Origin of the sequence: Paenibacillus sp. FSL R7-0210, from assembly GCF_038009085.1 — a bacterium.
Taxonomy (GTDB): Bacteria; Bacillota; Bacilli; order Paenibacillales; family Paenibacillaceae; genus Paenibacillus_AQ; species Paenibacillus_AQ silagei.
In genome coordinates, this window is the sequence record NZ_JBBPAR010000001.1 from 1,037,845 (window position 1) to 1,047,689 (window position 9,845).

General features: G+C 52.8%; 7 protein-coding genes. 6 read left to right on the forward strand and 1 reads right to left on the reverse strand.

Going from position 1 to position 9,845, the window contains the following annotated elements:
- Positions 1-140: 140 nt before the first annotated feature.
- On the reverse strand, positions 141-1,019 hold the full coding sequence (locus MKY64_RS04470) for an AraC family transcriptional regulator (protein ID WP_339314939.1): 879 nt from the start codon (positions 1,017-1,019) through the stop codon (positions 141-143).
- A gap of 174 nt (positions 1,020-1,193) precedes the next feature.
- Here MKY64_RS04470 and MKY64_RS04475 point away from each other — a divergent pair, with 174 nt between their 5' ends.
- The 6 genes from MKY64_RS04475 to MKY64_RS04500 all read left to right on the forward strand — a co-directional run bounded on the left by MKY64_RS04475 (position 1,194) and on the right by MKY64_RS04500 (position 9,759).
- Positions 1,194-1,853 (forward strand): ThuA domain-containing protein, encoded by a 660-nt coding sequence (locus MKY64_RS04475; protein ID WP_209984919.1) that lies wholly within the window; start codon positions 1,194-1,196, stop codon positions 1,851-1,853.
- 24 nt (positions 1,854-1,877) lie between these two features.
- Positions 1,878-2,981 (forward strand): Gfo/Idh/MocA family protein, encoded by a 1,104-nt coding sequence (locus tag MKY64_RS04480; RefSeq protein WP_340951192.1) that lies wholly within the window; start codon positions 1,878-1,880, stop codon positions 2,979-2,981.
- A gap of 792 nt (positions 2,982-3,773) precedes the next feature.
- Positions 3,774-5,498, forward strand: coding sequence for an alpha,alpha-phosphotrehalase (treC, locus tag MKY64_RS04485; RefSeq protein WP_339249848.1), 1,725 nt, complete (start codon positions 3,774-3,776; stop codon positions 5,496-5,498).
- Between the two features lie 101 nt (positions 5,499-5,599).
- The gene (gene treP, locus MKY64_RS04490) at positions 5,600-7,585 is read left to right on the forward strand and encodes a PTS system trehalose-specific EIIBC component (RefSeq protein ID WP_036731549.1); all 1,986 of its coding nucleotides are present in this window, start codon (positions 5,600-5,602) and stop codon (positions 7,583-7,585) included.
- Between the two features lie 228 nt (positions 7,586-7,813).
- A complete protein-coding gene (gene treR, locus MKY64_RS04495) occupies positions 7,814-8,533 on the forward strand; it encodes a trehalose operon repressor (RefSeq protein WP_340951195.1) in 720 nt (239 codons plus the stop codon).
- A 158-nt stretch (positions 8,534-8,691) separates the two neighbouring features.
- A complete protein-coding gene (locus tag MKY64_RS04500) occupies positions 8,692-9,759 on the forward strand; it encodes a response regulator (protein WP_340951197.1) in 1,068 nt (355 codons plus the stop codon).
- The last annotated feature ends 86 nt before the right edge of the window (positions 9,760-9,845 follow it).

Below are 9,845 nucleotides of genomic sequence, written 5' to 3' on the forward strand. Positions count from 1 at the left end.
AGCAGCACACTTAATGATTAATATAGTAATATTCAGACTTACTGGTTTGGTGTGGACTTAGGAAGCCCCATATAACCGCAAAAAACCCGCAAGGATACTCTCCTGTGCAGGCTGTTACTTTTTCTTTAGCCTATTTCAAGTTACCGCAGCTCGCTCGGTGTCCGCTGCTTGACCTGCTTGAACACACGGTTGAAGGTGCGGATATTGGTGAAGCCGCATTCCAGCGCGATATCCAGGATACTTTTGTCCGTATTAAGCAGCAGCCGCTCCGCCTGGTTGACGCGGATGCTATTCAGGTAGGCGACGTAGCTCATGCCTGAGATGCTTTTGAAGAAGCGGGAGAAGTAGAACAGACTCATATTGGCGTGACGGGCGGCATCGGCCAGGGTGATGGGGTGCATGTAATGGACATCCAGGTACTCCAGCACCTCCTGCATAATCTTCATATTGGTAATGCGCCGCTTATCCTTGTGCGGATTGACGATATCCAGCGGCATCTGCCGCAGAATGAGCGCACACAGCTCGTGCAGGAGGCCGGTCACCAGCTGTTCGTGATGCGGAAGCTTCTCCAGATGCTCCTTAAGCAGCTCCTGCATAATCGCGGGCAGCCGGGGGTTGCCTTCAACCGGGTCAGATTGGGTCTTGTCCACAAAAGGGGAGGTAAGCCGCATATTCAGCGGCCAGCCCGCAGGAAACCCGATCAGTGAAGGATTGAAAATCACCAGCAGCAGCTTGGACTCGCTGTTCTTGCTGTCATAATAATGAATATCTCCGCTGCTGCATACGGCCAGATCTCCTGCGGTCAGCACCCGAGTCTCGGAGTTGATCCCCATCCGGATCGAACCCTCCAGTACATAGACAATCTCCAGATCATGGTGCCAGTGGGCCAGGAAATCGATATTGCGGCTCACAAAGGCAGTGAAGGGGAACGCTGTTCCATACGTCCGGTTCTCGTGAAAAGCTCTCATGGTTACTCCTGTTCTCGTCCTTCCCGGATTTTCAGCAGGAAGCGGTTTCAGTGATTAGATGCTTTGTGCATAATGTAGTCTTAAATTTAGCAAAAAATGACCATTCCTACAAGCAAAATGACGAGCAAGAAGGCTCGTAATGGATTACAATTTCTTCAGGAAGACCTGATCTGAATCAATCTATAACCCAAACTTGGATAAATAGGACAAAAAGGAGAGCTTGATATGGCAAAGAAGGCATTGATTGTAAAAGGTGGATGGGACGGGCATGAACCGAATGAGGTAGGGGCGCTTTTTGCAGATATCCTTACGAATGAAGGCTTCGAGGTTGAAGTCTCTGATACGCTGGACAGCTTCAATGATGCGGAGGCGCTGAAGGCACTGAACCTGATTGTACCGGTCTGGACCATGGGCGAAATCAAGGGGGAGCAGTGCTCGGCGGTTCTGGCGGCTGTGGCTTCCGGTGTAGGCATCGCTGGCTGTCACGGCGGGATGTGCGACTCCTTCCGTACCAATACGGAATGGCAATTTTTGACCGGATCGCAATGGGTGGCACATCCCTTCAACGATGGGGTGGATTATGAAGTGAACATTGTGAAATCCGGCTCCAGCCCGATTGTAGAAGGCATGCAGGACTTCATGGTGAAGTCGGAGCAGTATTATCTGCATGTCGATCCGGCGGTGAATGTACTGGCTACCACTACTTTTGTAATGAGTGAAGGGGAGCATTCGGCCAATGGTGTAATCACAATGCCGGTGGTCTATACGAAGAAATGGGGCCAGGGCAAGGTATTCTATAACGCGCTTGGACATCATGCGGATGTGTTCGATATCCCGGAGGCCAAGGAACTGATGCGCCGGGGCTTCTTGTGGGCAGCCAAATAAACGAAGGACAAGGTGGGAAACAGCGTGCGTAAAGTAAAAATCGGGATTGTCGGCTGCGGGAATATCAGCGGCATTTATTTTGAGAATTTGACGGGAACCTTCAAGAATACAGAGGTCTACGCTTGTTCGGATCTTAACCTGGAGCGGGCGCAGCAGGCCGCAGAACAGTACGGGGTTCCGAATGTGTGGACGACAGCGGAGCTGCTGGCTTCGGAGGAGATTGAGATTGTCGTGAATCTGACCACGCCCAATTACCACTTCGAGGTGTGTAAGCAGGCGCTGCTGTCAGGCAAGCATGTATATGTGGAAAAGCCGCTGTCCCTGTCGCTTGAACATGGGAGCGAATTGGTGGAGCTGGCTAAGGAAAAAGGATTGTTCATCGGCTGCGCGCCGGACACCTTCCTCGGAGCCGGCCTGCAGACCTGCGCGAAGCTGATCACGGACGGATATATCGGAGAGCCGGTAGCGGCTACAGCCTTCATGCTCTGCCACGGACATGAGAGCTGGCACCCGGACCCTGAGTTCTATTACCAGGCCGGCGGCGGCCCGATGTTCGATATGGGACCGTATTATCTGACGGCTCTGGTATCCTTGCTTGGTCCGGCCACTACGGTATGCGGCATGACCAAAACCTCCTTCCCCACCCGGACGATTACGAGTGAGAAGAAGTTCGGCAAGGTGGTGGATGTCGAAGTGCCTACGCATGTGGCCGGAACGATTCAGTTCGCCAGCGGTGCCGTGGCTACGATGATTACCAGCTTCGATGTCTGGCACAGCACGCTGCCGCGAATCGAAATCTACGGCTCGCTGGGCACCTTGATTGTGCCGGACCCGAATACCTTCAGCGGACCCATCCTGCTGCGTCCGGCCCATAGCCCGGAATTCAAGGAAATCCCGGTTGTTCACAGCTATGAAGGCAACAGCCGGGGGATTGGCGTGGCAGATATGGCCCGCTGCATCGAGACTGGTGAGACCCCACGCGCAAATGGTGAGCTGGCGAATCATGTGCTGGAGATCATGCACGCCTTCCATACCAGCTCCGATTCGAAGCGCTATGCCGAGCTGACCACCACCTGTGAGCAGCCGAAGCCGCTGGCTCCGGGACTGATTAAGGGATATTTGGAGTAAACGAAAGTAAGAGAGTTATAGAGATATAAAGAGATATAGAGGTATAGAAAGATACAGAGAGATTCAAAGAGGTATAAAGAGGTACAGTGAGGTAAAGAGGGCTAGTAATAGGCAGCGTTTCTGTCTCCGGCATTCGGGGAGAGGGCGCTGTTTTTTTTATTGTTTAGGAAATTATGAGAGTGCACCCGAATTCACCTAACGCGTGCTAAATATGCTAATGAGGAGCACTAGTGCTCCTCATTATGCCGAATGCCGCCAGAAGTAGACGAATGGAGAAGGGGAAGGGCAAACTGCTGTACACCTCGTCGCGCCATCGCTCCGTTGCTGCTGCTTGAAGCAAGTGGAAAAAGGGCACTTGCTGTAATGCAGAATCACAAAAGTAGGAAAACGAGTGGAAAAAGTACATTTAATTCTGCCTGAAATGTCCAGAGGCAGGGAAATGGAACATAGTAGATGCTGTTTATCCAATTAAATGCCCTCCGAAGCCTATTTGACGAAATTTAAATGTACAATTTCCACCTACTACTTATACCCGCGAGCTTCCCGGCACCCACTATCTATCAACTACCCTACCCACCCACTATCTACCCACCCACCGACTATCTTCCCACTACCCATTTACTACTCCAACTACTAAATTACTAAATTACCCGTTAAATCATCTACTAGGCCAACCCATATTGACAACCTGTATATACAGGTTTACACTGTGTGAGGTGTTTGAACTTGTATATACAAGTGTAATGAATGACAATAAAGCGATTTTTGCTGAGGACAACACAGAAATTCTACATGGAGGTGCTAACTTTGAGCCAAGCCCGGCATTCAGAATGGTGGCGACGGTCTACCGTGTATCAGGTGTATCCGAAGAGCTTCAAGGATACGACAGGTAGCGGAACAGGAGATATAAGAGGCCTGACGGAGAAGTTGGATTATTTACAGGAGCTTGGCATTGATATTGTCTGGTTGCAGCCGGTGTATGTCTCGCCCGGCCATGATAACGGTTACGATGTGGCGGATTATGAGCGGATCAACCCGGAATTCGGTACGATGGCGGACTTCGACGAGCTGGTAGCGGAGCTGCACCGGCGCGGCATGAAGCTGATGACGGATATCGTAGTCAACCATACCTCGACAGAACATGAGTGGTTCAAGCAGGCGGTCTCCAGCCGGGAGAATCCCTACCGCGATTATTATATCTGGAAGGACCCGGGGCCAGGCGGGGGAGTACCGAACAACTGGCAGTCGAAGTTCGGCGGCCCGGCGTGGCAACTGGATGAAGCGTCAGGCCAATACTACCTTACCCTGTTCGACAAGACACAGGCAGATCTGAACTGGGAGAACGGACAGGTCCGCAGCGCGGTGAACGAGATGATGCTGTTCTGGGCCCGCAAAGGCGTAGACGGGTTCCGGATGGATGTCATCAACCTGATCTCCAAGGACCAGCGCTTCCCGGATGATGACGGAAGTGTGCCGCCCGGAGACGGGCGGAAGTACTATACAGACGGTCCACGGGTCCACGAATACATCCGGTCGATGTATGATGAGGTGTTTGGCTTGCATGAGCTGATTACGGTTGGCGAGATGTCCTCTACAACACTTGAACATTGCATCCGTTACTCCAATCCTGAGCGGCGGGAATTCTCAATGACGTTCAACTTCCACCATCTGAAGGTGGATTATCCAAACGGCCGGAAATGGGAGCTGATGCCTTATGATTTTGAGGCGCTGAAACGGCTGTTCTCGGAGTGGCAGACGGGGATGCAGGAGGGCGGGGGCTGGAACGCTTTATTTTTCAACAATCACGATCAGCCTCGCGCCCTCTCCCGGTTCACAGACGACACGGCGTACCGCGAGGAGAGCGCCAAGCTGCTGGCAACCACCCTGCATGGACTTCAAGGCACGCCGTATGTCTATCAGGGAGAAGAGATCGGGATGCCGAATCCCAAGTGGAAGAGCATTGAGGAGTTCCGCGATATCGAGTCGCTGAATATGTACCGGATTCTGTGTGAGCAGGGGGCAAGCCCCGGGGAGGCTCTCGCTATCCTGCAGGAACGTTCAAGGGACAACTCCCGTACGCCGATGCAGTGGGATACAAGCGCGAATGCAGGCTTCACCACTGGTACTCCTTGGCTGAAGGTGGATGAACGTTACCCGGACATCAATGTGCAGAAGGAGCGGGAGCGGCCGGATTCGATCTTCCATCACTACCGCAAGCTGATCGCTCTGCGCAAGGCGCATGCGGTCTTCACCGACGGCATCTACCGCAGACTGGACGAAGGACATCCCGAGGTATTCGCTTATACACGGATGGGGGACGGCGAGGCGCTGGTGGTGGTCTCGAACTTCAGCGGCAAGGATGTCAGCTTCCGGCTCCCGGAGGAGCACTGGGCGGACTTAAATGTAGCCGGGAAGGACAGGCTTCTGCTTGCCAATACGGATGAGCATCCCTCACTGACTCAAGAGCTTCAGCTTAGTCCGTATGCTTCATACCTGTGGCTAATCAGCCGGGACTAAAGGAAGCTGGCCCTAGAGAAATGTACTTAAATATAGAAGCAACGCGCGCTAAGAGAAGCAACAACTGGTAAGCATTCATCAACTACGCGAGGAGTGACAATATGGCTATAGACCGCAAAAATGTTGAAGATATCGTCCGGGCGGTTGGAGGCAAGGAAAATATTGAGGTTGCAACGCATTGTGTTACCCGGCTGAGGTTCTCACTCTATGACGAGAGCAAGGTGGATTCGGCGGCGCTGGACCGCAACGACCTTGTGAAGGGACAATTCTCTTCCCAGGGACAATTCCAGATTGTTATCGGACCGGGAACAGTAGATAAAGTCTATGATGAGATGATTCAGCTGACCGGCGGTGCGCGTTCCTCCAAAGATGAGGTGAAATCAGCCGCTGCCCGCAAGCAGAACCCGCTTCAGCGGGCGATCAAGACGCTGGCCGATATTTTTATTCCCATTCTTCCGGCCATCGTAACTGCGGGTCTGTTGCTGGGGATCAATAACCTGCTGACCGGCCCTGGGATCTTCTTCAGCCAGTCACTGGTGGATGTCTATCCGCAGTGGAAGGATATTGCGGCGATTATCAATACGATTGCCAGTACGGCGTTTACCTTCTTGCCGGCTCTGATCGGCTGGGCGGCCGTGACCCGCTTCGGGGGCAGTCCGCTGCTCGGGATTGTGCTGGGTCTGATTCTGGTTCATCCAGACTTATTAAGTGCTTACAGCTATGCCAACGCTTCTACGGAAGGGACGGTTCCAACCTGGAATCTGTTCGGCTGGCATCTGGAGCGGATCGGTTATCAGGGGCAGGTCCTGCCGGTCCTGGTATCGGCCTATATTCTGGCCAGCATTGAGAAATTTCTGGATAAGCGGGTCCATGATTCGATCAAATTGCTCGTGGTCGCACCCGTGACTCTGCTGATTACAGGGTTCCTGGCCTTCACCATCATCGGACCGGTTACGTTCGGCATTGCGAATGCCATTACCTCCGGGCTGATCTATATTTTCGATCATTTCGCCATCCTCGGCGGCTTAATCTACGGCGGATTCTATTCGCTGCTGGTCATTACGGGCATGCATCACACCTTCCTGGCCGTGGATGTTCAGCTAATCGGCAGCGAAGGAGGCACGTTCCTCTGGCCGATGCTGGCGCTCTCCAACATTGCCCAGGGTGCGGCCGCACTGGCTATGATGTTCGTGATTAGAGAACAGAAGACGAAGGGGCTGGCTGTTACCTCCTCCGTCTCGGCTTTCCTTGGAGTCACCGAGCCGGCGATCTTCGGGGTGAATATCCGCTACCGCTATCCGTTCATCTTCGGAATGATCGGCTCCGCGATGGCCGGAGTGCTGCTGACCGTGAATCAGGTCCGGGCCACTTCCATTGGGGTAGGAGGGATTCCCGGCTTCCTGTCGATCTTCCCTAACCAGTGGGGCGTATTCTTCATCGGGATGGCGATCGTACTGATTGTGCCGTTTGTTGCCACGGTGCTGTATGGCCGGGCAGTTGTGCAGCGTGCAGCGAAAAGCCCGTCAGAGGCAACAGATCTGACGGATGCTAAGCCTGCGTCCAAAAGCGGGGAACTGAACAGCCGCAGCTCGGTTCAAGGCTCGCAGGAGCAGGAGCCCGTAAATATTCTGGAGCTGGCGTCGCCGCTCAGCGGAACGGCAGTGCCGCTTGCGCAGGTTCCTGATCCTGCATTTGCCGAGAAGCAGATGGGTGAAGGGATTGCCATTGAACCCGCCGAGGGTAAGGTGTATGCTCCGTTTGATGCTACAGTGGCCCATGTGATTAAGAGCAAGCATGCGCTGATTCTGGAGCATGCCAGCGGAGTCCAGGTGCTGATCCATGTCGGGATCAACACCGTGTCGCTCAAGGGCAGCGGCTTCACCACACGTGCCAATATCGGCGATAAAGTGAAGGCAGGCGAGCTTTTGCTGGAATTCGATATGGAGGCCATCCGCGCCGCAGGGTATCCATTAATCACTCCAATCATTATCCCCGCAGGGCAGGATATGGTGGAGCGGATTGAGGAGAAGACCGGACCGGCAACGGCGAAGCAGACAAGTATTCTGACGGTTCATCTGAAGGGTTGATCTGAGCGGATCAGGCATACAATATAAGGAATGGAGGACAGCCCTGCGGGGCTGTTTTTCTACAAATATAAGAATTTATAAGTTGCACATGATAAATTATCCTTCTATTTCTCGCTGAAACGAATGCCGCCCTTTAAAAGGACGGTAAAGCCGTTTCCACTTGAATTACAGAATTATATACTCTGTCCTGCAGCCAGGGCGTGTTACAATATAGGGCGGTGATTATAAATGAGAGAGAATATATATTTACAGATCTATACGGAATATAGCAACCGTATTCATTCCGGCCAGCTTGCGCCCGGAACCAAGCTGCCCTCCGAGAGTGAGCTGGCGGAGGCTTACCAGACTTCGCGGGAGACGGTGCGCAAGGCGCTGAATCTCTTGTTCCGTGAGGGCTATATTAACAAAATCAAAGGCAAAGGCTCGTTCGTGCTGGATATGACGCGGATGGATTTTCCTGTGACCGGGCTGATTTCATTTCAGGAAATGTCCGGGACGCTCGGGGTTACCTCGCGGACACTGGTAGAGGAGACGGTCCTGGAGCCGGCAGGCTCCCTGCTGGCCCGGCAACTGCACATTACTGAAGAGACGCCGGTATGGAAGGTGATCCGAGCCAGAGAGATTGAAGCCGAACGGATTATTCTGGACAAAGACTATTTCCGCTCAGATATCGTCCCATTTCTGAGCAAGGAGATTGCAGCAGGCTCTATTTATGAATACCTGGAGTCTGAGCTGGGTCTTAAGATCAGTTATGCCAAAAAGCTGATTTCCGTTGAGCCCTCAACCGGGGAGGATCAGCGCCTGCTGGACCTGAAGCAATATACGCATATTGTCGTAGTGCGCAACTATGTGTATCTGGAGAATACCGTGCTGTTCCAATATACCGAGTCCCGGCATCGGCTGGACAAATTTCAGTTTGTGGATTTTGCCAGAAGGGTTAGGCGGTAAACGGTTTGGCACAGGCTGGCGAAAAATTAATCTAAATTTAATAAACCATAGATGTCAATCCGGCAGTTAAGCTATACTATCAATAATACTGGTAAAATTATCATTTATACTCATCCTAAATGTGTAAAAAGTCAAACTCAATCATAGGAGTGGCTTAGGTGTACACTGCCGTAATTTTGGAAGACGAGATTCCTGCGCTGGATTTGCTGGAGGTGCTGGTCAGCCGTCATGAGAGCTTCACAATATCCGGTACGTTCACCAATCCTGCGGAGGCACTTGAACAGCTGCCGGAGCTGCAGCCGGATATTATCTTTCTGGATGTGGAGATGCCGCAGATGAACGGATTGGAGCTGGCCCTGCGAATCCGTGAGGGTTCGGAGCAAGCACACATTGTTTTTACAACAGGTCATACGCATTATGCGGTGAAAGCCTTCGATGTACAGGCCCTGGATTACATTGTCAAGCCCGTTATCCCTAAAGCAATCGAACGGGTGTACAACCGGCTTGCCAGACAGCAGCCTTCCCGGAGCATGCCGGAGCGGGCTGCCGCCGCTACCCCGGTTCCAGCACCAACCGTTACGGGATTTGGACGGCTGGAGGTCCGTAACGCGGATCATCAGCTGCTCCAATTCCCTACGCGGATATCAGAGGAACTCTTCGCCTATCTGCTCTGTCATCCTAACCGTGAGGCGGATAAATGGAAGCTGTCCGAGCTGCTCTGGCCGGATATGGATGGAGAGCGGGTTCTGCGCAATCTGCACACGGCCATCTATCGGGTGAAAAGAGTCATGGAGGCGGGCGGCCTCCCCATGAGGATCAAGAAGACCTCTGAGGGTTATACGCTGGATACCGGAGAATTCGTCTATGACGTTATGCAATATCAGCAGACCGGACGGTTACTGACGGGTGAACGTCTGGATCTAGAGCAGCTGGAGAAGCTCTTTAGCTTGTACCGGGGGCCGTTGTTCCAGGGGAAGCCGTATGTATGGAAGATTTCTCTGGAAGAGAATTATCGACTGATCTACGAGAAGCTCAGTATTCGGCTGATCAGCGAGGCCATATCGGGTGGTGCACTTCAGGCAGCGGAGGACCGGTTCTACGCTTGTCTGCTGGCCGAACCGCAGAATGAGGAGTTTTACCGCCAGCTGCTGCAGCTTTTTCCGGCTGAAGATCAGAACCGGCGTATGCAGCAGATGTATTCCCGGCTTAGGGAAGAGCATACCTAACCGCAGCTGAAATTAAGCACCATAAGGCAGGGCGTTCACGTATAATCGTGCGCTCTGCTTCTTTTTTTTGACTTTTAGCCCGGGTT

What these genes read in the sequence shown, in the direction of transcription:
- treC (WP_339249848.1), top strand. Translation starts at nt 3,774, where the DNA reads ATGGAGGTGCTAACTTTGAGCCAAGCCCGGCATTCAGAATGGTGGCGA.
- treP (WP_036731549.1), top strand. Translation starts at nt 5,600, where the DNA reads ATGGCTATAGACCGCAAAAATGTTGAAGATATCGTCCGGGCGGTTGGA.
- treR (WP_340951195.1), top strand. Translation starts at nt 7,814, where the DNA reads ATGAGAGAGAATATATATTTACAGATCTATACGGAATATAGCAACCGT.
- MKY64_RS04475 (WP_209984919.1), top strand. Translation starts at nt 1,194, where the DNA reads ATGGCAAAGAAGGCATTGATTGTAAAAGGTGGATGGGACGGGCATGAA.